General features: G+C 68.4%; 20 protein-coding genes and 1 pseudogene. 6 read left to right on the top strand and 15 right to left on the bottom strand.

The window, feature by feature from the left end:
• Positions 1-2 precede the first annotated feature (2 nt).
• Positions 3-5,468 carry a carboxyl transferase domain-containing protein gene (locus ACFYTQ_RS23460; protein WP_387364686.1) on the bottom strand — a complete coding sequence of 1,822 codons (5,466 nt, stop codon included), beginning with the start codon at positions 5,466-5,468 and terminating at the stop codon, positions 3-5.
• A 417-nt stretch (positions 5,469-5,885) separates the two neighbouring features.
• On the opposite strand from ACFYTQ_RS23460, the pseudogene ACFYTQ_RS23455 reads away from it, so the two are divergent.
• Together ACFYTQ_RS23455 and ACFYTQ_RS23450 are read left to right on the top strand one after the other, a co-directional pair.
• Positions 5,886-6,191 (top strand): annotated as a pseudogene (locus ACFYTQ_RS23455) (LLM class flavin-dependent oxidoreductase); the annotation flags it as partial.
• 38 nt (positions 6,192-6,229) lie between these two features.
• A complete protein-coding gene (locus ACFYTQ_RS23450) occupies positions 6,230-7,279 on the top strand; it encodes a phosphotransferase (RefSeq protein WP_387365407.1) in 1,050 nt (349 codons plus the stop codon).
• Positions 7,280-7,287: 8 nt separating this feature from the next.
• On the opposite strand, the gene ACFYTQ_RS23445 is transcribed toward ACFYTQ_RS23450, so the two are convergent.
• Genes ACFYTQ_RS23445 through ACFYTQ_RS23405 form a run of 9 tightly spaced genes read right to left on the bottom strand, consistent with a single transcriptional unit; the run spans position 7,288 to position 15,676 of the window.
• Entirely contained in the window at positions 7,288-7,860 is a 573-nt protein-coding gene (locus ACFYTQ_RS23445; RefSeq protein ID WP_387364683.1) for a hypothetical protein, read from the bottom strand.
• A gap of 7 nt (positions 7,861-7,867) precedes the next feature.
• On the bottom strand, positions 7,868-8,824 hold the full coding sequence (locus ACFYTQ_RS23440; RefSeq protein ID WP_387364680.1) for an MlaD family protein: 957 nt from the start codon (positions 8,822-8,824) through the stop codon (positions 7,868-7,870).
• Positions 8,821-9,882 carry an MlaD family protein gene (locus ACFYTQ_RS23435; protein WP_387364677.1) on the bottom strand — a complete coding sequence of 354 codons (1,062 nt, stop codon included), beginning with the start codon at positions 9,880-9,882 and terminating at the stop codon, positions 8,821-8,823. The genes ACFYTQ_RS23440 and ACFYTQ_RS23435 overlap by 4 nt, the downstream gene beginning before the upstream one ends.
• Entirely contained in the window at positions 9,879-10,973 is a 1,095-nt protein-coding gene (locus ACFYTQ_RS23430) for an MlaD family protein (protein WP_387364674.1), read from the bottom strand. Before ACFYTQ_RS23430 ends, ACFYTQ_RS23435 begins: the two co-directional genes overlap by 4 nt.
• A 49-nt stretch (positions 10,974-11,022) precedes the next feature.
• Positions 11,023-12,039 carry an MlaD family protein gene (locus ACFYTQ_RS23425; RefSeq protein ID WP_387364671.1) on the bottom strand — a complete coding sequence of 339 codons (1,017 nt, stop codon included), beginning with the start codon at positions 12,037-12,039 and terminating at the stop codon, positions 11,023-11,025.
• Positions 12,027-13,031, bottom strand: coding sequence for an MlaD family protein (locus tag ACFYTQ_RS23420; protein WP_387364668.1), 1,005 nt, complete (start codon positions 13,029-13,031; stop codon positions 12,027-12,029). The genes ACFYTQ_RS23425 and ACFYTQ_RS23420 overlap by 13 nt, the downstream gene beginning before the upstream one ends.
• Entirely contained in the window at positions 13,031-14,035 is a 1,005-nt protein-coding gene (locus ACFYTQ_RS23415; RefSeq protein WP_387364666.1) for a hypothetical protein, read from the bottom strand. Before ACFYTQ_RS23415 ends, ACFYTQ_RS23420 begins: the two co-directional genes overlap by 1 nt.
• Positions 14,036-14,039: 4 nt before the next feature.
• Positions 14,040-14,903 (bottom strand): ABC transporter permease, encoded by an 864-nt coding sequence (locus ACFYTQ_RS23410; RefSeq protein WP_387364663.1) that lies wholly within the window; start codon positions 14,901-14,903, stop codon positions 14,040-14,042.
• Positions 14,903-15,676: an MlaE family ABC transporter permease gene (locus ACFYTQ_RS23405; protein WP_387364660.1), complete on the bottom strand. Its 774-nt coding sequence runs from the start codon at positions 15,674-15,676 to the stop codon at positions 14,903-14,905. Before ACFYTQ_RS23405 ends, ACFYTQ_RS23410 begins: the two co-directional genes overlap by 1 nt.
• A 222-nt stretch (positions 15,677-15,898) precedes the next feature.
• Between ACFYTQ_RS23405 and ACFYTQ_RS23400 the strand changes: the two genes are divergently transcribed.
• Positions 15,899-16,984 carry an S-(hydroxymethyl)mycothiol dehydrogenase gene (locus ACFYTQ_RS23400; protein WP_387364657.1) on the top strand — a complete coding sequence of 362 codons (1,086 nt, stop codon included), beginning with the start codon at positions 15,899-15,901 and terminating at the stop codon, positions 16,982-16,984.
• On the top strand, positions 16,981-17,604 hold the full coding sequence (locus ACFYTQ_RS23395; protein ID WP_387364654.1) for an MBL fold metallo-hydrolase: 624 nt from the start codon (positions 16,981-16,983) through the stop codon (positions 17,602-17,604). Before ACFYTQ_RS23400 ends, ACFYTQ_RS23395 begins: the two co-directional genes overlap by 4 nt.
• 1 nt (position 17,605) lies before the next feature.
• Here ACFYTQ_RS23395 and ACFYTQ_RS23390 read toward each other — a convergent pair whose 3' ends face one another.
• Both ACFYTQ_RS23390 and ACFYTQ_RS23385 read right to left on the bottom strand, forming a co-directional pair.
• A complete protein-coding gene (locus ACFYTQ_RS23390; RefSeq protein ID WP_387364651.1) occupies positions 17,606-18,481 on the bottom strand; it encodes a helix-turn-helix domain-containing protein in 876 nt (291 codons plus the stop codon).
• Positions 18,481-18,624 carry a hypothetical protein gene (locus ACFYTQ_RS23385; RefSeq protein ID WP_387364648.1) on the bottom strand — a complete coding sequence of 48 codons (144 nt, stop codon included), beginning with the start codon at positions 18,622-18,624 and terminating at the stop codon, positions 18,481-18,483. Before ACFYTQ_RS23385 ends, ACFYTQ_RS23390 begins: the two co-directional genes overlap by 1 nt.
• A 192-nt stretch (positions 18,625-18,816) precedes the next feature.
• Between ACFYTQ_RS23385 and ACFYTQ_RS23380 the strand changes: the two genes are divergently transcribed.
• Complete coding sequence (locus ACFYTQ_RS23380; protein WP_387364645.1) at positions 18,817-20,037, top strand: helix-turn-helix domain-containing protein; 1,221 nt, start codon at positions 18,817-18,819, stop codon at positions 20,035-20,037.
• A 33-nt stretch (positions 20,038-20,070) separates the two neighbouring features.
• On the opposite strand, the gene ACFYTQ_RS23375 is transcribed toward ACFYTQ_RS23380, so the two are convergent.
• Together ACFYTQ_RS23375 and ACFYTQ_RS23370 are read right to left on the bottom strand one after the other, a co-directional pair.
• Positions 20,071-20,535, bottom strand: coding sequence for a 2'-5' RNA ligase family protein (locus ACFYTQ_RS23375; protein ID WP_387365404.1), 465 nt, complete (start codon positions 20,533-20,535; stop codon positions 20,071-20,073).
• A 308-nt stretch (positions 20,536-20,843) separates the two neighbouring features.
• Positions 20,844-21,383, bottom strand: a complete 540-nt coding sequence (locus ACFYTQ_RS23370; RefSeq protein ID WP_387364642.1) for a hypothetical protein — start codon at positions 21,381-21,383, stop codon at positions 20,844-20,846.
• Between the two features lie 582 nt (positions 21,384-21,965).
• Here ACFYTQ_RS23370 and ACFYTQ_RS23365 point away from each other — a divergent pair.
• Positions 21,966-22,583, top strand: coding sequence for a 2'-5' RNA ligase family protein (locus ACFYTQ_RS23365; RefSeq protein ID WP_387364639.1), 618 nt, complete (start codon positions 21,966-21,968; stop codon positions 22,581-22,583).
• A 98-nt stretch (positions 22,584-22,681) separates the two neighbouring features.
• On the opposite strand, the gene ACFYTQ_RS23360 is transcribed toward ACFYTQ_RS23365, so the two are convergent.
• A complete protein-coding gene (locus tag ACFYTQ_RS23360; RefSeq protein WP_387364636.1) occupies positions 22,682-23,458 on the bottom strand; it encodes an EI24 domain-containing protein in 777 nt (258 codons plus the stop codon).
• Positions 23,459-23,506 lie beyond the last annotated feature (48 nt).

Raw genomic sequence — 23,506 nt, 5'->3', positions numbered from 1 at the left:
GCTCAGCCCGCCAGGCGCGCGTCGATGGCCCGGATGATCGCCGGACGCAGCTCGTCGGCGCGGATGATCGCGTCCACCGAACCGACCTCCACCGCGCGCTGGATGCTGTGCACCCGGTCGAACTCCGCGGCGACCTCACCGAGCTTCTCGGCGCGCACCGACGAGCGGACCTCGTCGAGTTCGGCCGACAGCGCGGCGCGATCCGCGCCCGACGCGCCCGCGACCCGGGCCTCCAGCTCCCGCACCCGGGAGTCGGCGGCGGTGCGGGTGTCGACCTCGCCGGAGAACACCACGGCCGCGGCCGGGGCGCCGCCGAGCACCGAGGCGAACGAGCCCTCGATGGCGAGCACCGTCATATTCGGGTTCAGCGTCTTGGAGAACACCACGAACGCGCCGCCGTGGTAGCGCGAGATCACGCAGAACACGATCGGACCCTCGAAATTCACGATGGCCCGGCCGATTTCGGCGCCGTACTCCAATTGCAGCTTGCGCAGCGACTCCGGCGAGCCGTCGAAGCCCGACAGGTTCGCCAGCACCACCAGCGGCCGGTTGCCGCTGGCGCTGTTGATCGCCCGCGCGGCCTTCTTCGACGACTGCGGGAACAGCGTGCCCGCGGTGTAGGTGTCGGGGCCGTCGGTCGGGGTGAACCCGCGCCGCGGCACGCTGCGCGACTCGATGCCCAACAGGCACACCGGGATTCCGCCCAGATGCGCGTCCTGCACCACCGCCGTCTCCGCGTCGGCCATGCCCGCCCAGCGCTCCAGCGTCGGATGATCCTGGTCGGCCAGCGCCCGCATCACCGTGCGAATGTCGAAGGGCTTCTTGCGATCCGGGTTGGCGGTCGCGGAGAAGATCTCGCCGACGGTGGTGAAATCGCTGCCGTCGATGACGTGCGGGAAGGTCGACACGTCGCGGTCGATCGGGTCGCTGGTCGCCGCCCGCCGCGGGCCCTGCTCGCCGGGGGCGATGTAGGTGTGGTCGTAGTGCGACATCAGGATGCCGCGCGCCGCGGTGAGGTTCGGCGCCCAGTACTGACCCTGCCCGTTGGGGCCCATCACGCGGTCGTAGCCGCCGATGCCGAAGTTGTCCTCGGCCGACACGCCGCCGGAGAAGTCCAGCGCCTGCTTGCCGGTGAGCACCATCGCCGACTCGGGGGTCATGATCAGGATGCCCTTGGTGTGCATCAGCATGGTGGCCTCGGCGTTCCAGTACGGCTGCGCGCCGACGTTGATGCCGGAGACCACGATGTTGATCTCGCCGCCGTCCTGGGTGAACTCGACGATCCGCTTGAGCGCGGCCGCGACCCAGTCCATGTTCTCGGTGCCGGACTTCATCGAGATCCGCGCGCCCGAGGACAGCGCGTACCACTCCAGCGGCACGCCCATCCGCTCGGCCAGATCGAGCGCGGCGATCACCCGGCGGCACTCCGGCTCCGACAGCGCGCCCAGCGACTTCGTCGGATCGCCCAGCAGCACAACGCGTTTCACGCCCTCGGGGTGGCGTTCGGTCGGGGTGCTGACCACGCCCGCGACCATGGCCGCGGTGTTGCGGCCCTTGGGGCGGTCCACCGGGACCAGCGCGTGCTCGGCGTCGAGGTCGTATTCGGTGAATTCGCCCAGCGCCGAGGTCAATTCGTACGGGTAGACGGTGTTGCGGCTGCTGGCGCGCAGCACCTTTTGCCGGTACTCGTCGAGCGGTTCGACGGCCTCGTCGGTGCGGTCGGTGACGGTCACCTGGGTGCCGCCGGTGGTGTCGAAGGAGATGCGCACGGCGACCTTGACCAGTTCGCCGGTCCGCTCGTCGCGCTGGCGCGCGATGATGAGGATCTCCTCGAGGCCCGCGCCCACGGTCGCCGGTTCGATGCGCCCGACGATCGTCTCGAACTCCTCGGCGGTGAGGTCGATCGGCGGCCAGATGTACATGACGATCCGGTTGGTGTGCAGCCGCCGGTTCGACGGCCGCCGCGACTGCGCCCGGCGGATGGAGTCGATGCAGGTGGCGATGGTGCCCTCGGCGGTCGGCAGGGAGAGCAGGCGGCCGTCGTGTTCGCGCAGCGCGGCCAGGTCGCGCACCTGGGCGAAGGCGATCAACCGCTCGTCGGCCGGATTCTCCTTGGCCACACAGCGATACAGGTACACCTCGTCGTTGTCCGAGGACGGCAGCCGGTGCAGATCGAACTTGCGCAGCCGCTTCATCTGCATCCGCTCCGCGATGTACGGGTGCAGGCCGCGGATGAGGCGCTCCTCGGCCATGCCCGTGGCCGAGGGCCGGAAGGTGAAGTGGTGGTGCATGACCGCGCCGCCGCTGCCCGCGACGGTGGCGGTGATGCGGTGCACCTGGTTGGGCAGCGTGCGCGCGCCGAGCACGTCCTGGAGGGCGGCGGCCATCGCGTCGAAGTCCTCGGGCTGGCCCTCCCAGCTGAGGTAGATGTCGGCCTCGATGGAGACCGCGCCGGTGGCCAGTTCGGTCAGCCCGCGCACCGCGGAGTCGAGCGCGTCGAAGGCGACCGCGGCCGAGACCAGGGTGACCCCGCGACGTTCGGCGATGACGAAGGTGCAGCCGCCGACCTCCTGGGTGCGGACATCGGCCAGGCCCTTGTTGCCGTAGTAGCGGCGGGTCAGCACCTCGAGCATGACGGTGTTGTCCGGGTTGCCGCGCACCAGGCGCTGGCCGAGCAGCCGGACCAGGGGCTCGGTGCTGCGGACCATATCGGAGATGCGCTCGGCGCGATCCGGGCTGTCCGGGTGGGCGTCGAGGTGGCTCAGATGCTTGCGGACGTTGGTGTACACGCGGGCGCGGTTGCGGCGCAGCAGCGGCTGGCCGAACCAGGAGTAGACCAGCCCGCGGGTGAGGTCGGCGATCACGGGGAAGCGGACCTGCGTGGCCGCGACCAGACGCTCGAGGCCCAGGCCGACCGGCTCGCGCAGCGCGCGGTCCGGCACCGGCTCGGACAGCCATTCGCGCAGCAGCGTGGTGACGACGGTGACGGTGTCCGAGGGCCGCTGCTGGGCGAGGAAGATGCGGAACACCGCGCCCTCGAGATCGGGGGTGCGGTCGAGCTCCGTAATGCCGTAGTGCCCAAGGGCTTTCGCGAGCTTGGCGCGGTAGGACTCGGGCAGCCCGGCCCGTTCGACGTCGAGGCTCTGCAGGTAGGTGTGGAAGTACTCGCGCGCGCTGTGCACGTGGCCGTGCGTGCCGTCCTCGTCCCAGGAGCGGTTGTGGCTGACCTCGGCGAGGTCGGTGAACAGCTCGAGCAGGTCGAGTTCCTCGGCGAGCGGGCGGTGGTTCTCGGCGACGGCGGCCCGGCGCGCGGCCAGGTACTCGTCGATCGCGCGGCGCTCGTCGTGCGGGTCGACGTCGAAGCCGAGCAGCAGGCTGCGCAGCGTCTCCAGGCCGCGGGTCAGGCGCTCGTAGGGTCGGGCGGGGGCGGCCTCGGCGGGCAGGTCGAGTTCGACCGTGCCGGTGTCGGCGGCCTCCTCGGCCTCGGTGTCGTCGCTGAGCGGTTCCAGCCGCAGCAGCGGCGCGCCGGTCTCGACCTGGGTGCCGACCGAGACCGAGCACTCCTTGAGCCGGGCCCGGAACGGCGCGCGCAGCACGGTTTCCATCTTCATGCTCTCGAGCACCAGCACGGGCGCCCCGGCCTCGACCTCCGCGCCGACCTCGAGCGGGGTGGCGACGACCAGCGCGGGCGCGGGGGAGCGGACCACGCCGCCCTCGTCGCGGCTGACCCGGTGGGTCACGCCCTCGACGTCGACCAGGGTGGTCGGGCCGTGCGTGCCGGTGACCAGGCGGAAGCGGTTGCCGTTGACCACGATGTGGGCGGTGTGGCTGTCGAAGCGCTCGAGGTCGACATCGGCGGTGTGGATCTCGCCCGCGGCCTCGATGCCCAGCCGGAACCGGTGCGCCCCGACGCGGGCGACGCGCACGCGATAGGTGACGCCGCGCAGTTTGAGATCGAGGGGGCGGCCGCTCTTGTGCTGCACCTGCGGGCGTCCGCCCGCGGCCGTGGAGATGAGGCGGTGCAGTTCGGCGCGCTCCTCCTCCTCGTAGACGTCGATCGCGGCGGCGGCCAGCGCGACGGCCGAATGCCGTTGCGAGACAAGGCGTCCCTCGCCGCGGACGCGGTCGATCCAGCCGGTGTCGGCGCTGGCGTCGATGACCTCGGGCTGGTTGAGCAGGTCGAGGACGAAGCTCTTGTTGGTCGCGCCGCCCTCGATGACCACGCGGGTCTCCGACACGGCCCGGCGCAGGCGGCCCAGCGCCTGTTCGCGGTCGCTGCCGTAGGCGATGATCTTGGCGATCATCGAGTCGAAGTCGGCGGGGATGGTGTCGCCCTCGCTGACGCCGGTGTCGACGCGGATGCCCGGTCCGGCGGGCAGGTCCAGCAGCGCGATGCGGCCGGGGGCGGGCGCGAAGTCGCGGTCGGGGTCCTCGGCGTTGAGGCGGGCCTCGATGGCGTGGCCGCGCTCGGCGGGCGGCGTGCCCTCGAGTTTGCCGCCGGAGGCGACGTGCAGCTGGGCGCGGACCAGGTCGAAACCGGTGGTGTACTCGGTGATCGGGTGCTCGACCTGGAGACGGGTGTTGACCTCGAGGAAGGCGAACAGCTTCTCGCCCGGGTGGTAGAGGAATTCGACGGTCGCCGCGCCGCGGTAGCCGACCGCGACGGCGAGCCGCTCGGCCGACGCCTTGAGCTCGGCGGTCTGCTCGGGGCTCAGCTTCGGCGAGGCCGACTCCTCGATGACCTTCTGGTTGCGGCGCTGCACCGAGCAGTCGCGCACGCCCAGCGCCCACGCGGTGCCCTGGCCGTCGGCGATGACCTGCACCTCGACGTGCCGGGCGCCGGTGACCAGGCGCTCGAGGAAGACGACGCCGCTGCCGAAGGCGCGGGCGGCCTCCTGGCGGGTGCGCTCGTAGGCGTCGACGAGTTCGGCCTCGTTGGTGATGACGCGGATGCCGCGCCCGCCGCCGCCCGCGGTCGCCTTGAGCATCAGCGGGTAGCCGATCTCCTGGGCCGCGGCGAGGGCGGCGTCGACGGATTCGACCGCGCCCCGGCTCCACGGCGCGACCGGCACGCCGACCTCCTCGGCGATCAGCTTCGCGCCGATCTTGTCGCCGAGCTTGCGCATGGCGTCGGGGCTCGGCCCGATGAAGGTGATTCCGATCTGTTCGCACAACTCCGCGAAGGCGGGGTCCTCGGCGACGAAACCCCAACCGACCCAAGCGGAATCGGCTTTGGTCGTCAGCAGGGCGCGTTCGAGCGCCTTCAGGTCCAAGTACGGGCGCGCGGATGCCGGACCGAGATCGTAGGCGATATCGGCCTCGCGCACGAAGGTCGCGTTCCGGTCGACATCGGTATGCAGAGCGACGGTTTCGATCGGCAGCCCGGTCTCCGCGGCCAGATCTCGGACGGCGTGGATGAGCCGCATGGCGGCCTCACCCCGGTTCACGATGGCAATACGGCTGAACACTCGCCGGCTCCTTCTTGTTCCACAGACTGGGCGTTCGGGCAAGGGGGTCCCACGACCCCTGTTTCCAGGTAGTGTGCACCCTTGCCCATACATAGTGCACAGCGCTTCGGGGTTACCCGCACGTATTCTTCGGCGCGGTCGATCGTAGGCGACCCGCCACCCGGCCGACACCTCCCGACCGGTTCCCGCCAGATGCGTTGACCTGCAAGGTCTCTCTCCTGTATCGGACGCTTCCGCCACGCCGTTTCCCATTGTGTTCGTTCATCGGTGTCGGAACGGCGTCGGTGCGCCGATTTCGATCGCGCGATCGGCCAGTAGACAGTTTTTCGAATCTGTGTACACGCCACTGCAACTGGTTCTAGATTGGCGGCATGGGCGAGACGATGGGCGGGAGTGCCGATGCCGGGGTCTGATTCGATGCCGCTGCCCGAACTCGGGTACTACGCGTTGTCGCGGCATCCGGTGCGCCCGGCCGAACTCGTCACCGAGGCGGCGGTCGCCGACCGCATCGGGCTGGGCGCGGCGTTCGTCTCCGAACGGTTCAATGTGAAGGACGCGGCCGTGCTGTCGGGCGCGCTCGCCGCCGCCGCGCCTCGCCTCGGCATCGCGACCGCGGCGACCAACCATCACACCCGCCACCCCGTGGTCACCGCCACCATGGGCGCCACCCTCGCCGAACTCAGCGGCGGCCGGTTCGCGCTCGGGCTGTCCGGGCGCGGGCTGCCCGTCAATCCCGGTGCGACAGAACGGGTTCGAGCATGATGTCCGAAATCCCCACGCGCCCCGAGGATCTCACGCCCGCGTGGCTCACCGACCTGCTGCGCGCGCAGGGTCACTCGGTGACGGTCGCGGATCTGGAGGCGACCCCGATCGGTTCGGGGCAGATGGCGGGCAGTTTCCGGCTCACGCTGCGCTATCGCGGCGACGCGCCCCTGCCGACCCGGCTGATCGCCAAACTCGCCACCGGCTCGCCGGAGCAGCGGGCCTTCGGCAGCGGCGCGTTCCGCAACGAGGTGACCTTCTACCGCCGCCTCGCCGCCACCGTCCGCGTCCCGGTCCCGCGCTGCCACGGCGCGGTCATCTCGGAGTCGGGCGACGCGTTCGTGTTGTTGCTCGACGATCTGGCTCCCGCCGTCCAGGGCGATCAGATCGCCGGATGCACGGCGGCGCAGGCGGATTCGGTCGCCGTCGCCGCCGCCGGACTGCACGCCCCCCGCTGGTGCGACGCCACCCTGCTCACCGAACCGGGTATGTCCCTGCCCACCCGGGCCGACCGCGAACTCATGGATTCGGTGCTGGCCCCCATGACCGACGCCTTCCGCGACCGCTTCGCCGACCGCCTGTCCGCCCTCGAATCCGCCACCCTCGACTGGCTGGTGGCCACCGCCGGAGACTGGCTCGTCGCCCCGCCGGATCACTACGCGCTGCTGCACGGCGATCTGCGCGTGGACAACGTCATGTTCGCCCCCGACGGCACGGTCACCGTCATCGACTGGCAGACCATCACCCCCGGAAACCCGTTGCGCGACATCGCCTTCCTGCTCGCCACCAGCCTCGACCCCGACACCCGCCGCGCCCACGAACGCGCGATCGTCGCCACCTACCACCGCGCCCTGCTCGCCCACGGCGTCACCGGCTACCCCCTCGACCAGTGCTGGCACGACTACACCGCCAACCTCGTCCAGGCCCCCCTCATCATCGTCTTCGGTTGCGGCGCGGCCCAACCCACCGCCCGCGGCGACCACATGTTCCTGACCATGCTCACCCGCACCGCCGCCGCCGTCACCGATCTGGTGCCCGGCGCGGTGTGACGCCCGGATCACTTCGTCGGCAGGGCCGTCTGCAAGCCGCCGACGTCGGTGATCTTCCAGTCGGAATTGCGGTCGATGGTCAGTGAGTAGGTGACGGTGGTCTGGGCGCCCTCGGGGGTTTGGGCGCTGGTGGAGCTGATGTTCAGGTAGGCGTTGACCTTGTAGACGCCGCCCGATTCGGAGGTGACCGTGGCCGAGAGGGGGGTGGCCTTGGAGGTCCATTGCAGGGGGAGGAGGATCTGCTCCAATTGCGGTGCGGTGGCGTCGAATTTGGCGGCCAGCTGGGGGGTGGTGTCGGACTTCAGGCGCGTCAGCCAGCCCTTGGTGTCGTGGAAGTCGATGGTGGAGGCGCCGACCGCGTAGTCGGAGGCGATGCGCTCGGCGTGTGCGTCGTCGGCCGCGCGGGCGTCGCGGTCGGCGAGGGTGCCGCGTGCCGAGAGGTACAGCGACGCGAAAACGATTGTGGCGGCCAGCAATACGGCGATCGTGAGGGCGGTGAGCACCGTCGACAGCCGGATCGACACGGTCCGGGGGTCGCGGGTGGCGGTCTCGGTCGGCTTGTCGTCGGTGGCAGTGGGCATGGGGGTCCTATCGGGTGGTGATGCGGAGGTGCACGGTTCCGTCGGGATCGACACCGTGCAGCGCCTGATCGAGCAGGGCGCTCACGTCGAGCCGGGGCGCCCGGCTCACCGCATCGGTCACGACGGGTCGCAGGGCGGGGGCCAGCGGCGCCGCCCCGGGGCCGATCTTGTTCAGCAGCGCACCGAGCTCGGCCATGAACGGGGTCACCCCGGTGCCGGTGAAATAGTCCGGGATCGGGCGGGCCTCGACGAACTCCGACGCCGACTCCACGATCGCGCTCAACGCCGCCCCGAACTCGCCGAACTCCGGCCCGGCCGCCGCCAGCGAGGGCCCGAGCCAGTCGATGTTCGTGCCGAGCGCCTGCACGTCACCGAACATGCGCCGCACGACCTCGGTGCGGCTGAGCAGGGTCGCCGCCAGCAGCGTCGTCGAACGCTGCAAGGTCTGCACGGCCGCGTCCGTCCCCGCCAAGGCCCGGTCGAAGGTGTCGACCAGATTCGCCACAGACTGGGGATGCACCTGGTCGAGCAGCAGCACCAACCGCGCCGACAACGCGGTGATCGTCATCGGGGTGCGCACGCGCTCGGCCGGAATCGTCTGTCCGTCACGCAGATACGGCCCGCCGCCGCCCTCGGGCGCGAACTCGATATAGGGTTCGCCCAGCGCCGACAGCTGTTCGATGCGCACGTCGCTGGCGAGCGGAACCCGATACCGGTCATCGATGCGCAACCGGACCAGCACGCCGGTGGCCTGTTTGCGGACCTCCTCGGCGCGGCCCACCTGCACTCCGGTGAGCAGCACCGGGGCGTTGGGTCCGAGGCCGCCGGAATCGGCGAGCCGCATGGTCACGGTGATGTATTCGCGGCGCGGATCCAGATGCAGCACCCCGACCGTCATATAGGTGGCCCCGAGGATCAGCACCGCCGCGATCGCCGAAAGCGACACCGCCCCACGCACATTCATCGCACCGCTCCGATCATTCGCAGGGTGTCCACGATGCGGGCGGTCTGCTCCTCGGGCGGCATCGCGACCGGTGGCGGGTCGACGGTGACCCCGACCATGTTCACCTTCGGCCCCCGCTGCACAAAGGGAATGATCTTGTTCTGGATCAGATCGACCAGCAGCTTCAGATTCGACGGCGAACTCGTGTCGAGCGGATGGCTGCCGAACAGCACCGGCACCACCGACCGCACCACCCCGTCGGCCGAGATCAGCGCCGGACCCAGCCAGGCCGCGGCCGGGGCGACCGGTCCGAGCGCGGTCAGCACGAAGATGACGCCGATGGTGGCGTTGATCGAATCGGTGGTGTGCTGCACGCCGTACGGAGTGAGCAACTGGTCGAAAGTCGTTGTGTTGGCGAGCAATCCCTCATCGACGGTGCTCTGCAATCCGGCGACGAGATTGTGGATGGATTCGGTGTGGTCGGCCAGATCGGTGAGGTCCGCGCCCAGGGTGCCCGCGATGCGCGCCGTGTCGGCCGGATTCGGAGGCAGTACCCCGTTCATGGTGCGGACGATGTTCTGGATGTCGGTGACCGCGCCGCTGCCGATGAAGGTGGACAGCCGCGCGAGAATGTCCTCGATCTGCGGGGCCTGGGTCGTATTCGCCAGCGGGATGGTGTCGTTCGCGCGCAGCTCGCCCGCGGCGGGGGCGGCGGGTTCGGTGAGCGCGATGTGCACATCACCGATCGGGGTCTCCTGCCGCAGTTCGGCGGTGGTGCCGACCGGCAGCCGGACCGCCGCGCGGATGTCGACCTCGGCGATCACGAGGCCGTGCCGGTCCGCGGTCGGATCGACGACGGTGACACCGGTCAACCGGCCCACGGGCACGCCGTCGGCGATCACCTTCGCGCCCTGGGGGAGATTGAGCACGTTCGCGAATTCGATCCGCAGGTGATAGGTGGGACCGTCGACTCCGGTGCCGGGCACGGCGATCTCGGCGGGTTGGAAATCGCAGCCTCCCGCGAGCGGTAGCAGGGCGACGGTGAGCAGGGCCGACAAGGTGAGGCGCAGGCGGGTCATCGGGCGCTCACCGCCCCCAGCAGCAGCGGCAGCGCGGGTACGGTCGTCGCGCCCGCCGGGCACGGCTGCCCGGTCACCACTTGTACGGCCGCGCAGACCTGAGCGGTATCCTGTTGCGGCAGAGCGATCTTCGGTGGCGTGTACCGGATGGTGAGCTGCCCGGTCGCGGGATCGATCGTGTTCGCGAAGCCCGACGCGACGGCCGGGGCCATGCGGATGATCTCGCCAACCGAACCCACCCCGGCGTCGATCATGCGCGGCAGATCGGTGATCGAGTCCAGCGCCCGGATCGCGGGCGTGCCGAACATCATGAGCACGTCGTTGAGCTGCGGCAGCACATCGCGCAGTCCGGCCACGATCTCGACGATCTGCGGGATGGCGAGCACATTGATATCGCCGAAGGTCTGGGCCAGCCCGCTCACCGACTCCTGCACCGTCGACCAATTTCCTTGCGCGCGATGGGCGAGCTGGCTGAGCGCGTCGATGAGGCCGCCGATGTGCCCGATGGCCGCGTCCGGTGCGGCGAGCACCCGGCTGAGCTGTTCGACGATGGCGTTGAGCTGATCGCCGGTGCCCGCGGTGGCGCGGTCGAGCGCGTCGAGTCCCGCGCCGAGATTGTCGCGCTGGCTCGGATCCCGCGCGCTGGTGAGCTGGTCGGCGAGCTGGGCCAGCGCGTCGAAGGTCTGCGAAAGGCTCTTGGGCGTCAGGGATTTGGTGATGCAGTGGCGCGCGTCCCAGCCCGGCCCCTGCGGTTCGGCGCCGATGAGGGCCAGCTTGCGATCGGCCACAAGGGTGTCGCTCACCGTCACCGCGCCCACGTCCGGCGGCAGTTTGCGATTGGCGGGGACGGTGAATCGCACCCGCGCTATCGCCCCCTGGGGCGTGATGTCGGTGATCCGCCCCACCGGCACGCCCATGATGGTCACCGCGCTGCCCTTGTACAACCCGACGCTGTCGGGCAGATCGGCGCAGTAGGCGCGGGGTTCGGGGGACGATCTCATGACCTTCAGCCCGATCGCGGCGGCCGCGACGAGCAGGAGAATCACCGCCGCCGACATGAGTCCGCGCGACCCCAGAATCCGGGCGAGCATCAGCGTCTCCCTCCGCGAATCGGTTGGCGGGGCACGGCGCTGCGGGCCATCAGCAGCCACCTCCCGGGACGGGGACGCAGAACGCGGCCGGTTGAATCGTGGTGCCGGACTGATCGATGGTCACGCCGCCGCCCGGTGGCAGCAGGGGCAGGACGCGTTGTTCCAGCCCGCGCAGCGAATCCAGCAGGCTGCCAAGGCCATTGGCGAGTTCCTGGAGTTTGGGCATGGCGTCGGCGAGCGGCTGGGCCTTGGCTTTCAGCTGCTCGTCCCACAGCCTGCCCAGGGGGCTGAAGTCGTGCAGCACCACCGCGAGGTCGTCGACGGCCTGGTGCACCGCCGTCTTGTTGCCCTCGACGATGTTCTCCAGGGTCCGCAGCGTGGTCACGAATTGGGCCAGCACCGCGGAATTGGCGTCGAGCGCGGCGAGGTATTCGTCGGCGATGGACAGGGTGTGGGAGATGTCGGCGTTCTGCTTGTCCATCACCCCGACCACATCGCTGACGGCCTGGACCGCCGCCCGCAGCGCGTCGGGACTGCGGTCGACCGAGGAGGCCAGCGCGGCGAGATTGCGCCGTAACGTATCCCCGTCCACCTTCCGCACCGGCTCGATGGCGTCCTGGAACGCCTGAGTCAGGTTGTAGGGCAACACGACTCGCTGCGACGGGATGATCGTCGAGCCCAGCGGTTTCGCCCCCGACGGTTCCACCGCCACGTAGTAGCCGCCGACAATGGTCAGCATCCGCAGATCGAGGGTGGTCTGGTCGCCGACGAATACCGTGCTGTTCACGGTGAAGGTCATCCGCACCCGGTCGGCGAGCAGGGTCAGCGACTTCACCTTGCCCACCGGGATGCCCGCGACCCGGACGTCGTCGCCGGGCCGGATCGCGCCCGCCTGCGCCATATCCGCGCGATAGGTCCGCTCCGGCGTGGTGCCGGTCGTGTACACGACCCCGATCGCCGCGATCAGCAGCAGCACCCCGCAGATCCCGGCCAGACCCCAGCGAATCTCGTTGCCGCGCTCGGTTTTCGGTGTCAGTCGCGCCCGCCACCCCCTCAGCCCCGGCACAGCGTGATCCTCTGTCCGGCGATCAGGATCTGAATGGGTTGCGGGGCGACGGCGACGCCGTGCGAGCAGGTCATGGCGGCCTCCGGCCCGGTCGGGGGAACGGTGGCGGTGATGGCCTGGATCAGGCCCGGCAGTTGGCCGAACACCGCGACCGCCTGGCGCGGATCCGGAAACGCCTGGCGCAGTAGGGCGTCCAGGTCCCGATCGCGGTCCCCGGTGATGCCGAGAACCGTCAGCATGTCCCGAAGCGGTTGCAGCACAGGCGGAATCGCGAGCGCGAAATCTACCAGGCCGGGCAGCTTGTCGGTGATCGCGGTGAACAGGTTGGTCAGATTGGTCAGCAGTTTCATGGCGTTCCCGGATTTGCCGCCGAGATGATCGGAGATCCGCGCCAGATTGCCGACCAGCGTCGACAGCACGGCCTGCCGGTCGGAGGCGTAGCGGCTGAGTTTGTCGATCGCGCCGAGCGCGGGCCCGATGCCGGTGCCGTCGCCCTGCACGACCGCGAGCATGCTGTCGGCGAACTGGTTGAGATCCTCGGGCGACAGTTCGGCCAGCACCGGCTGCAATCCCTTGAACAGGGTGGTGATGTCGAAGGCCGGAATCGTCTCCGCGGTCTGGAACACCGCCGTGGGCGAGCGGCGTGCGCCGGGCCGGTCGGGTTGCTGGATGTCGAGATACCGGAACCCGGTGAGGTTCTGAAAGCGGATGGCGACGCGGCTGTCGGTGAACAGCGGATGGTCGCGGGTGACGGTGAACCGCACCCGAGCCTGGGCGTGATCGAGGCCGACCTCGCGCACCTTGCCTACCTGAACGCCGTACAGCCGCACGTCGTCACCCGCGCGCAGACCGTTGGCGTCGGTGAATATCGCTGTGTACGTGTCGGTTTCGCCGCGCACGGGTCGTTGCACGATCCGGAAGACGCCGACCAGGGCCACCGCCATCACCACGACGGCGATCGAGACCCGGACGAACAGGGCGCGGGTCGTCATCAGCGTCCTCCCGTGCCGACCTCGACACCGGCATCGAGCACCGGGCCGTCGGGGGTGTCGTGGAAGGCGACGCCGAGCCGCTCGAGCAGTTCGCGCAGCCGCGGTGCGGAGGCCGCCGGGTCGCCGATCGAGCCGGAGAGCTGATCGAGGATCGCGGTGGCGATCGGGATGAAACCGCCGAAGTACTGATTGCCTGTGGTGGCGGTCCGCGTGACGGTCGGCAGCAGCTCGTACTGGATCTTGTCGAACATCTCGGAGTATTTCGCGATGTGCTCGGGGGTTTGGAAGTACTGGTTGGTGTAGGCGGAGTAGACGATGCGCAGCGCGCCCGCCAGCATCGGCGGCAAACCGGCCAGCACCGAGCCGAACCGGTCGAACAGCAGCGACGGCGGCATCAGCTGGGTCTCGGCGAACGAGCGCGCGGTGGTGCCGACCGCCCGCAACAGCGGGGTGAAGGCGCTGATGTCGTGCGACGCCGTGCGCAGCAGCTCGGCCAGTTTCGGGGTCAGCACGTCGTCGGTCAGGGTGCCGGTGGAACCCAGCAGCGCGGCCAGCGTCGCGTCGCGGACCCGGTCGGCGCGCGGGCCGGTGAGATCCACGGTCGTCCCGTCGGTGAGCACGTCGCCGCCGGAGCCCGAATGCAGTTGCAGCGCACTGATTCCGAAGAGATTGCCCGGCGCGTAGTCGACGCTCAGGGCGTCGGTCAGGCCGAACAGCTGCGACCGTTGCAGGGTCAGGTCGATGTGCTGGCGGCCCGGCCCGGCGCTCGCGACCTCGGCCACCGAGCCGACCCGCATGCCGTCGAGGCGGACATCGGTGCCGGAGCCCACGCCCTCGCCGACCGTCGTGGTGACCAGGGTGACGTGAATGTCGTTGGCGGACTTCGTTTCCGGAGCGGCACGCCAGGCGACGACGCCGAGCACGGTGATCAGCACCGCGCACGCGCCGAGGACGCGGGCGCGGCGCGGGCCGACCTCGGTTCCGGGCAGGGTATAGGCGGGCACGCGATCACCCGGTGAACGTGATGGGGGACTGGAAGCCCCACAGCACAATCGTCGCGAACATGTCCAGGGCGATGATCGAGACCAGGCTCGCCCGCACCGCGCGGCCCGAGGCGGTGCCCACACCCTCCGGGCCGCCGGTGGCGAAATAGCCCTGATAGCAATGGATCAGCACCACCGCGACGGCGAACACCATCACCTTGATGATCGCCGCCAGCACATCCCAGCCGAGCACGAACTGGTCGAAGTAGTGACCGTAGGTGCCCTCCGGGGTGCCGTGCACGGTCGTCACGATCACCCGGCACGACAGGTAGCTGAGGATCAACGCGACCACGAAAGCCGGTGCGACGGCGACGATTCCGGCGATGATGCGGGTGGTCACCACGAACGGCACCGACCGCACCCCCAGCGATTCCAGCGCGTCGATCTCCTCGGAGATCCGCATCGACCCGATCTCGGCGGTCATGCGGCACCCCGCCTGCGCCGCGAACCCGACCCCCGCCGCGATCGGCGCGAGCTCCCGGGTGACGCCGAACGCGGAGATCAGCCCGGTGAGCTGGCCCAGGGAGAGCAGATCGAGGGCGCTGAAGGACTCGATGCCGATCGAGGCGCCCATCGCCGCGCCCAGCAGCAGCATGAGCGGGACCACGCCGCCGCCGATGATGACCGACCCGCGACCCCACGTCATATCGGTGATCACCGCGATCGTCTGCCGCCGGTAGTGCACCAAGGTGTAGGGCAGCGCCGAGAGCGCCTGCCACGCGAAACCGATTGCGAAGCCGACGAATTCGATCGGCGCTAGCGGATGCAGGTGGCCGCGCAGCCGGTTGGCCCAGCGCAGTCCGGCGGGCAGATACGGGGTCGCGGTCATCACGCCATCCTCACCGGGAAGAACATGGTCACCACCTGCGTGATGGCGGTGTTGAGCACCGCCACCGCGGCCACCGACATGACCACCGCCGCGTTCACCCCGTCGGCGACTCCGCGCGGCCCGCCCTTGGCCTCGAGCCCGCGCTGGCAGGCGATGACCACCACCAGGAACCCGAAGATCAACGCCTTCACCAGCGACACCCAGATGTCGATTGTCGTGGTGAACGCCCCGAACGACGCCCAGTAACTGCCCGGGGTGACATCGAGCGCGGTCACCGCGACCAGGAATCCCGCGGCGATGCCGACCACCACGATGAGGATGTTGAGCAGCGGCGCGATCAGCATCATGGCGGCGATCCGCGGAACCACCAGGCGCTGAACGGGATCCACGCCCATCACCCGCATGGCGTCGACCTCCTCGCGCACGGTCCGCGCGCCGAGGTCCGCGGCGATGGCCGCCGCACCCGCACCGCCGAGCATCATGGCGCTCGCCATCGGCGCGCCCTGCTTGATCACCCCCAGCCCGCCCGCCGCGCCGATCATGGAGTCCGCGCCGAGCTGGGAGACGATATTGCCGACCTGCGCGGAGATGATGACGCCGAACGGAATCGCCATCAGGATGCTCGGAATCGCGGTCACCTTGATGAGAAACCAAGCCTGCGTGAGGGTTTCGTGGGTCTGGAACCGCAGCCGGAGGAGATCGCCGGTGCCGACGCGGACCGCGTGTGCGCCCATCCGCAGCGCCCGGCCGAACGTGGCCAGGCTCGACAACACCGTCTCCGAGAAATTCCGACGAAGCGCCGCACCCGGCCGCGATCCCTGCTCAGCCGGGGGAAGAGCCAGATTCGTCGTCGACAAAGCGCATCTCCTTCACCATGCGACGGCGACGCTACCATATGACGTGGACCACATTCCAGACACTATTCCGGATGGGTGCATGGATACTGAACCGGACTGATGGCCCGGCCTGTTCGGGCCGGTGGACACGGAGGTGACATGGCCGAGATCGTGCGTGGCGTGGTCGCGCGAGCGGTGGGCGAACCCGTCGAATCGACCGATATCGTGATCCCCGATCCGGGGCCGCACGATGTTGTCGTGCGGGTGCTGGCGTGCGGGGTGTGCCATACGGATCTGACCTACCGCGAGGGTGGGATCAATGACGAGTTCCCCTTCCTGCTCGGGCACGAGGCGGCCGGAATCGTCGATCACATCGGGGCGGCGGTCGACCATGTGGCGGTCGGGGATTTCGTCGTGCTGAACTGGCGTGCGGTGTGCGGGCGGTGCCGGGCTTGTCGGCGGGGGCGGCCGTGGTACTGCTTCAATACGTTCAACGCGTCGAAGAAGATGACGCTCACGGACGGGACCGAGCTGACTCCGGCGTTGGGGATCGGGGCATTCGCGGACAAGACGCTGGTGCACGAAGGGCAGTGCACGGTCGTCGATTCCGCGATCGACCCGGCGGTGGCGGGGTTGTTGGGGTGTGGGGTGATGGCCGGGTTGGGGGCGGCACTGCACACCGGGCAGGTCGGGCTGGGAGACAGTGTGGCCGTCATCGGGTGCGGGGGTGTCGGGGCGGCGGCCGTGGCCGGGGCCGTGCTGGCCGGGGCGACGACGGTGATCGCGGTCGATCGGGACAAGGCCAAGCTGGAGACGGCCGTGGAGTTGGGCGCCACGCACACCGTCGATGCCTCCGTATCCGATCCGGTCGCGCTGATCCGCGAGTTCACCGGGGATTTCGGCGCGGATGTGGTGATCGACGCGGTCGGGCGCCCCGAGACCTACGAGCAGGCGTTCTACGCTCGCGATCTCGCCGGTACGGTAGTGTTGGTCGGCGTGCCTACTCCGGATATGCGGTTGGATATGCCGTTGCTGGACTTCTTCTCGCGCGGTGGGGCGTTGAAATCGTCGTGGTACGGCGATTGCCTGCCCGAACGGGACTTTCCCACGCTGCTCGCGTTGCATCGAGCGGGGCGGTTGCCGTTGGAGCGGTTCGTGTCCGAGCGGGTGGGGCTGGGGGATGTCGAAAAGGCTTTCGCCACAATGAAATCCGGGCGGGTGCTGCGGTCGGTGGTGATGTTGTGAGTGCGGTGGAGCGGGTGGTCACGTCCGGGACGTTCGAGCTGGACGGCGGGTCGTGGGAGGTCGACAACAATGTGTGGGTGGTGGGGGACGATCGCGAGGTCGTGATCGTGGACGCCGCGCACGACGCGTCGGCGATTCTGGACGCCGTGGGTGATCGGGTGGTGCGGGGGATCGTGTGCACGCACGGGCACAACGATCACATCGGGGTGGCCGGGGAGCTGTCGTCGCGGACCGACGCGCCCGTGTTGCTGCATCCGGGGGACGAGATGTTGTGGCGGGTGGTGTATCCGTCGTCCGGGTTCTCGTCGTTGGCGGACGGTGCGCGAATCTCGGTGGCGGGGACGGATATTCAGGTGATCCACACGCCTGGGCATTCGCCCGGCTCGGTGTGCCTGTACGCGCCGGAATTGGGAGTGTTGTTCAGCGGGGACACGCTGTTCTCGGGCGGGCCGGGGGCTACGGGGCGGTCGTATTCGGACTTTCCGACGATCATCGGGTCGTTGCGGGAGAGGGTGTTCACCTTGCCCGGTGAGACGGAGGTTCGGACCGGGCACGGCGACGGGACTTCGGTGGGGGCGGAGAGTCCGCATTTGGAGGAGTGGATCGCTCGGGGGTATTGAGTTAGGACTCCAGAAGCATTGTGCGGGAGTCGGATTCGCTGAGAGCGACGCGGCGTAGTTCGGTGATCGTGGACTTGTAGGCGTCGATCTCTTCCGAACGCTCGAGGAAGAGGTCTCCCACATGTTCCTCGATATAGACGACGGGCGGTTCGGTGAGCCTGGGGTGGGGGACGAGCGGAAACTCTATGAGGGAGAACGATCCGACGAGCGCGCCGATGTGGCTGCGGGTATTGAACGGCACCACGCGAATCGAGACGTTCGGGCGCTGCCCGAGTTCGGCGAGGTAGCGGCGCTGCTCGGCCATGACCCCCGCCCCGCCCCACTCCTCGCGAATCGCGGCCTCCGACAGTATGATCTCGGCGGTGAACGCCGGATCATCCAGTCGGCGTTGCTGTTTCACCTGATGCTCGATGCGCCGCTCGATCTCCCCGGTCGGCAGGTGCGGGCTCTTGGTCCACGCCACCGCGCGCCGATAATCGAGGGTCTGCACGATCGGCGGAAGCAGGATGACCCGCCACGCCGTCACGCGCCGAGCGGCGTTCTCCAACATGGCGTAAGGATCGAAATCGGCCGGGGCACAATCGATATGCGGCCGCCACCAGCCGCCACCATTTCTGGCATTGCCCCGCACCTCGGCGGCCAGCGCGAGCACCATCCGGCGCTTCTCGTCGGAGACGCCGTAGTGATCGCACAGGGCGTTCATGTAGAGGTCCTTCGCCGACGGCAGGGAGACGCCGTCCTCCAGGCGGGTCATGGTCTGGGGGGAGATACCCAGGATGCGGGCGGCTTGGAAGCGGGTGATGTTCGCCTTCTCCCGCAAGGCGTTCAGTTGGCGGCCGAGGGCGCGGCGGGCGAGGGTGGAACCTTCGGCGGGCATTATCGACCTCCCTCGCGCTCGACGCGTTCACGGATGGCGTCGACAGTGATATCTCTTGGAATTCGTTGTGGCCACAGGGAAATCAGGAAATAGGTGGCCAATGAGCCCAGAAGGGCGGCGATCAAGGCCAAGGCAATGCTCATGGGGTAACACCTCCGGTATCGAGGGATAGGGCACCGTGGTGGATCGGGGAAGCATGTGCTGTCCACTCGACATCGACGAGCGCGACGCACGAAGGAACAGTAAGGCGAGACGAAGCGCCGAACGATGCCTTCGGTGTCTACACGACATCTACGGCTCCTCCCCGAACCGACCGGCCGCGATAGCCTGGAACTGTGGAAAACCAGGACGCCACAATCACCGGATCTCGGCTGCGTGCGGCCAGAGAAGCGGCGGGATTGAGTCTGTCCGGCATGGCCGAGCGCGTGCCCTACAGCCGAGCCGCGCTCGGCCACTACGAAACCGGGCATCGAACCCCCACGGCGGAAATAGTCGCGTGGTACGAACGAGTGTGCGGCCCGTTCACCGACGCGGTGAGTTCGGCTGTCGCACTGGCGAAGAACGATGTGGACCGCCGGTCGTTTCTGCGCAACGCCGTCTACAGCGTGGCATTGTCGGCGAGCGCTCTTGCCCCTTTACCCGAGTCCACCGCACGCCTGACTCACGTCGACCAATCTCGGCGCGTCGGACTCGCCGAGGTCCGCGCGGTCCGCGACATCACCGCGGCGTTTCACCGGCTGGACGAGGTACGCGGTGGAGGCGCTGGACGTACCGCCGTCGCCGAATTTCTGGCGACCGATGTGGCCGCTCTACTTCGAGCGCGATTCGCCGACGCCACTGTTCGTTTCGAGGCATTCAGCGCCGCAGCGGAATTGGCGTACCTCACTGGATTCAAGGCGCACGACGCGGGAGCGGATGGTCTCGCGCAACGGTATTACCTGGCAGCATTGCGGCTCGCTACCGAGGGCGGGAGCGATGGCCAAGCCGCATGGGCTCTGCGTGCTTTGAGCGTACAGTCCACCGATATCGGGGAGCGTCGGTTCAGTGTGGATCTCGCCGAGGCGGCGGTCCAACGAGCACGCGAGGACATCGATGAGGTGGCGATGGCTCAGTTCAAGGTGACCCTCGCTCGTTGTCATGCGGAGACGGGAAACGCGGCCGCCGCTCGGGACATGCTGAGGGAGGTCACGTCCCTCACCGATAACGAGCACACGGCGGAGCTGCCCCCGTGGATGGCGTCGTGGACACCCAACGGAGGCACGGTCGCGCATCAGACGGGCAAGGCGCTCGAAGCGTTGGGGGAGCTGAAGGAGGCGGAGCGGTACCACGAGCGCGCTACGACGCTCTGGAATCCGGAGACTCACGCGCGGGTCCACGCGATGATCGCGGGGGAGACCGCGATGCTGAGGCTGCGGTTGGGCGATGAAGCGGGGGCGGCGAGGATCGTGAATCCTGTGCTCGACACTCTCGAGGAATTGGAGTCGGACCGGACCCGGGGAGTGCTGGCGAGGATCAGCGCCACGGCTCCCGAGCTGGTGGTCGGGCGCCGTACCTGATGTGCCTTGTCCCGATACATACGTCGGGCGTTCCTATGGCCGAAGGGCGATGGCCGTGCGGTCCTGCCACTTGTAGTGATGCTCTGTCCGCCATAATCGGACAAGCTTCACTTCTACGATGCCTACCTTGACGATAGGCATATGTCTCAGCCTGGCAACGTCTTTCACGACCGGGGCGGCGGGGCGACGCTGATTGTTGTACGCGATTCCGAGATGCGGCCGGAATTGGGCAGTCGGGCTAGGCGTTTGGGTTGGTCGCGTCCTAGTGATACTTCCTCGCAACGCGGCATGGAGTTCCACAAGCGGTTGCCATGGTGCAACAGAAAAGCGAATCGCGCTGGGCGAACCGGCCAATGGTCCTATTTCGAGCGAAAAGGGTTTCAGCGCTGCGAGGTTCGCTTCGGCCGCACTCGCGCACGCCGACAGGTCCTCGGCATCGATCATGTCCGCGTCTCCAACCTTGACGAGCGTCAAGTGGAGCCCGCCTGGCGGAACCATGTTTAGGTGCTCTGTCTCGAGCTGTGCCTGGCACTGTTCGACGTAAGACATGAGAGCACCGTCGGCGAAGGTGAGGTACCAGTAGTAGGCGGCGTGTCCTGGCGGCCACGCCTTCATACTCCAATGATTCTCGAGCAGAGTCAGATTCGCGAATGCCTGCCAGTCATTCGCGCGGATGGTGTGGGGTCGATCAAGGAGTCGGGTGCCTTCGGTGGGAACGGACCGCCGTTCACGCTTGCGCCTGCGGGTGAGCGGATTCCGCGAACATCTCGAGATCGGTTCGGTGGGGCACCGGCCGAGCTTATCGCTCAACTGGGTGATCTCGGAGACAGCCGACAGCGGGTATCTCCGGTCCTGGGCCAGGAACCTTGCGTGTCATGCAGGCGGTCACCGATGGTGATCCTATGCGGCGTCGGCTGTTCCTGACTCTGACGGGTTCCTTGATGATCGGCCCGGTCCATCAACGGCTCGTCGCCAGCATGATGGATACGCGCATCGAGATCGGGACCGTTGACGAAATCGACACCGTGACCGCCAGCCTGCGCAGGATGGACGATCAGGTCGGCAGCGGTAATCTGCTCACGATGGTCCGTATTCATCTGCGGCACGTACTCGACCTGCTGCAACACGGGCGCTATGACGACAGCGTAGGACGCCGCTTGCACGCCTCGGCCGCTGAGCTGCTCCGGTTGGCGGGGTGGCTGTCGTTCGACGCGAGTCAACACGCGCGCGCCCAACGCTATTGGGTCGCCGCGCTGCGCACCGCGCATGCTGCCGGAGATCGAGCCCTCGCCGCGAACATTCTCGGCTTCATGTCCTGTCGGGCGAAAGACCTCGGCCAGCCACATGAGGCCGCCACGCTGGCGGACACCGCACGCGCGGGCTATCGCGGGGAAGCCCCCGAGTCGAGGCCATCTTGCACCTCCGCGCGGCCGAGGCTAGAGCGAACCAGGGGGCGCGCAGCGAGACTCGGCGTGCGATCGATGCCGCCTTCACGGCCTTGGACACCTCCGCCCCGGGAGCTCCGGACTGGAGCTATTGGCTCGACGAGACCCATGCGCACGGCCAGGCCGGATATTGCTATCTCCGGCTCGGAAGGTACGCCGATGCTCGGCACCACCTGCGTAAGGCTCTGCGCTCACAGGAACCCGGCACCTCGCGCGAGGGGGCCTTGAGGTACACGCTGTTGGCCACAACGTATGTGCGACAGGACGATCCGGATGTGGACCAAGCGCTCTCGCTGGCCGGTCACGCGGTCGACCTGCTCGCGGAGCGGGTCGACTCCACGCGTTGTGTAGGTCATCTGGCCACGCTGATCGATGATCTCGGACCGTATCGGCCGACCCTGCGGTTCGCGAATTCACCGACCGTGTACGGGCGCTCCGAACCACGGACAGTGCGGGGGGCGCTCGCGAACGTGAGGAGCGTCGATGAGCGCGATGGCCAGCCCGGCAGACAGAGGCGATGATCCTCCCGCTGAAGCGCTCGGGTACTACTGGTTTCTGACATTCGAACACGCGTTGGAACTGCATGCCGCCGTGAAAGGGTGCCAGCGACATATTGATCCGGACCTCTTCGACCTGATGCCGACCAGCGGCTTGCACCTCACCGTGGACAGGATCGCACGGGTCGGAGAGATTACGCCCGAACATCTCGACGCGATCGCCGCGGCCGCGGTCCTGACCTGTCAGGCACAACATCCACTTGCTTTGCGGCTGGCGCATGTGACCAGTCTGCGTGGGGCTATCGGCTTCATCGTTACGCCCGCCGATGCTGTGCGGGCGCTTCGGGACCGGGTGCGAGCGGCGACCTTGGCGATTTTCCCGGACGCACCGGTGAAGATGTCAGCATCGGCTCCGCACATCACGATTGCCTATCCGGCCTCTGAAAATGCCTCGGCAGTAGCCGCTTCGACCGCGACAGAAATAGACGCCGTGATTGCCCCGATCGAGGTAGTGGTCACCGAAGCGGTGTTGGTGTGGCTGAAGCGGGGGAGAAGAGGCTATACCTGGGAGGTCCAAGCGCGAATTCCGCTGCGCGCGCAGTGAATATGCCTGTCTCGCTGGCGGAATGACCGTACCTGTACACCCTCTGTGGCGAGAGCGAAGAGCACCGGCACGGCCTTCGAAGGGCCGGGACGGCCGGGCTACCGGTCGGCGGCTTGCCCGAACTGCTCGTCCCGATTGCCCTCACCCACCAGATCCCGAACAAGCAGAGTCGCCCCCGCCACCGCCCCCGGCATCAGGAAAACCGCGATGAGCGGGATCAGGAAGACCGCGGCCAAGGGAGCGCCGAAGCCCCACACCAGCATTCGGCGGGAACGCAACAGTTTCAGCCGTTCTCGTAGTTCGATCGAGCGCCGCTGCAAGGCCATTGCCGTCAATTGCTCGGTGAGGAAGAAGCCGGTGACGAAGATCGCGAGGACTGGGATCACGGTTTGGCCGAGGAGGGGGAGGAAGCCCAGGGCGAACAGGAGGAGGGTCCAGAGGGTGGCGCGGAGCAGGATTCGGAGGCTGTCGCGGGCGGAGATCCACAGCTCTTGCCACAGGGGGCGATTCGATTGCGGGGCGCGGCCGTTCGGGGCGGCCGCGCGGTCGACTCGTTCCGAGAGGGCCTCGTAGAAGGGCTGGCCGATCAGCAGGGTGACCGCGGTGAAGCTGAGCACCGCGAGCAGGAGGGCCAGGGCGATCAGGAGGGCGGTGACGAGGACCCGTAGTGGTTCCGCACCGGACCAGTGGTCGGCGAATCCGGTGACGGCGGTGGCGATGTCGTAGCCGTAGCGGATCAGGGCGATCAGTGCCGCGAGGTACAGGACGAGGGTGATCAGGCCCGGTAGGAGGCCGAAACCGTACTGGCGGCCGTGCCCGAGGATCCAGCGTTGGCCGGTCAGGAGATACCGGAAGCCTCTACCGAAGTCGCGCACGGCCATACCCTACCGAGCCGGGCGCCGCTGTTCCGGGGCGATCGCGGC

The organism is Nocardia sp. NPDC004068 (assembly GCF_042874315.1).
Classification (GTDB): Bacteria; Actinomycetota; Actinomycetes; order Mycobacteriales; family Mycobacteriaceae; genus Nocardia.
This window is presented reverse-complemented; position numbering and strand designations above follow the sequence as displayed.

Coding starts and splice junctions, on each gene's coding strand:
- ACFYTQ_RS23450 (WP_387365407.1), top strand. CDS start 6,230: ATGTCCGAAATCCCCACGCGCCCCGAGGATCTCACGCCCGCGTGGCTC.
- ACFYTQ_RS23445 (WP_387364683.1), bottom strand. CDS start 7,860: ATGCCCACTGCCACCGACGACAAGCCGACCGAGACCGCCACCCGCGAC.
- ACFYTQ_RS23440 (WP_387364680.1), bottom strand. CDS start 8,824: ATGAATGTGCGTGGGGCGGTGTCGCTTTCGGCGATCGCGGCGGTGCTG.
- ACFYTQ_RS23435 (WP_387364677.1), bottom strand. CDS start 9,882: ATGACCCGCCTGCGCCTCACCTTGTCGGCCCTGCTCACCGTCGCCCTG.
- ACFYTQ_RS23430 (WP_387364674.1), bottom strand. CDS start 10,973: ATGCTCGCCCGGATTCTGGGGTCGCGCGGACTCATGTCGGCGGCGGTG.
- ACFYTQ_RS23420 (WP_387364668.1), bottom strand. CDS start 13,031: ATGACGACCCGCGCCCTGTTCGTCCGGGTCTCGATCGCCGTCGTGGTG.
- ACFYTQ_RS23410 (WP_387364663.1), bottom strand. CDS start 14,903: ATGACCGCGACCCCGTATCTGCCCGCCGGACTGCGCTGGGCCAACCGG.
- ACFYTQ_RS23400 (WP_387364657.1), top strand. CDS start 15,899: ATGGCCGAGATCGTGCGTGGCGTGGTCGCGCGAGCGGTGGGCGAACCC.
- ACFYTQ_RS23390 (WP_387364651.1), bottom strand. CDS start 18,481: ATGCCCGCCGAAGGTTCCACCCTCGCCCGCCGCGCCCTCGGCCGCCAA.
- ACFYTQ_RS23385 (WP_387364648.1), bottom strand. CDS start 18,624: ATGAGCATTGCCTTGGCCTTGATCGCCGCCCTTCTGGGCTCATTGGCC.
- ACFYTQ_RS23375 (WP_387365404.1), bottom strand. CDS start 20,535: ATGGTTCCGCCAGGCGGGCTCCACTTGACGCTCGTCAAGGTTGGAGAC.
- ACFYTQ_RS23370 (WP_387364642.1), bottom strand. CDS start 21,383: ATGTGGCTGGCCGAGGTCTTTCGCCCGACAGGACATGAAGCCGAGAAT.
- ACFYTQ_RS23365 (WP_387364639.1), top strand. CDS start 21,966: ATGAGCGCGATGGCCAGCCCGGCAGACAGAGGCGATGATCCTCCCGCT.